We start from the raw sequence: 860 nt of genomic DNA on the forward strand, positions 1-860 counted from the left end.
CGGCTACCGCGGCCTCGCCCGCATCAACCTCGATGCCCGCACCCAGACCGGCTACGGCCCCCTCCGCCGCTTCCTGCGCATCGAGGCCGCCAGCCCCACCGGCACCCCGGACCTGCATCACGGCACGCAGATCCGCATCGGCAACGCCTTACCGTCAACCGGCATCGACAAGTACGGCCGCGTCGAGCAGTACTTCCACACCGACAAAGCCTTCGTGCAATTCGCCGGCCTGACCGCCGGCCGCGCGTCCTCGTTCTTCCACTTCTACGCCCACGACTTCGAGTTCGGCGGCGGCACGTCGGGTTCGGACGTCTACTCCACCAACCTGCTGGCCTACACCGCGACGGTCGGCAACGGCTTCTCCGCCACGATCTCGATGGAAGACCCGAGCTTCCGCCGCTCGCCGGTCTACTCGCCGACCTCCGCCGCCGCCGCCACCGTGGGCAGCACCTCGACGCAGATCTTCGGCCAGGCGAACTCGCTGATCCCGGTGGTCCTCGGCGTCAACGCCGCCGGCCAGCCGATCGGCTTCGGCTTCACGGACGGCATCCAGCGCAACCGCATGCCCGACTTCGTCGGCGTGCTGCGCTACGACCAGCCCTGGGGTTCGGCCCAGCTCTCCGCCGCCGTGCATGAGATCAACACCGGCAACGTGATCTCGCAGGGTGGCTTCCTCGGCACCAACAGCGCAGGGGCGGCCCTCACCGCCGTCAACGCCAACACCGCCCGCACCCAGAGCGAGTACGGTTGGGCCGTCCAGGGCGGCCTGAAGGTCAACGCCCCGTTCATCGCGCCGGGCGACGCCTTCTACCTCCAGGGCGCCTATGCCGAAGGCGCGCAGATGTACACCGGCAACGGCT

Annotated in this window: 1 protein-coding gene; it reads left to right on the forward strand. The window is 69.3% G+C overall.

Annotated features, from left to right (window positions below):
• Window positions 1-860 (forward strand): porin (locus MKK53_RS00045; RefSeq protein ID WP_243925715.1); only part of this gene is annotated, 860 nt, incomplete at both ends.

Source organism: Methylobacterium sp. J-076 (assembly GCF_022829405.1).
GTDB lineage: Bacteria > Pseudomonadota > Alphaproteobacteria > Rhizobiales > Beijerinckiaceae > Methylobacterium.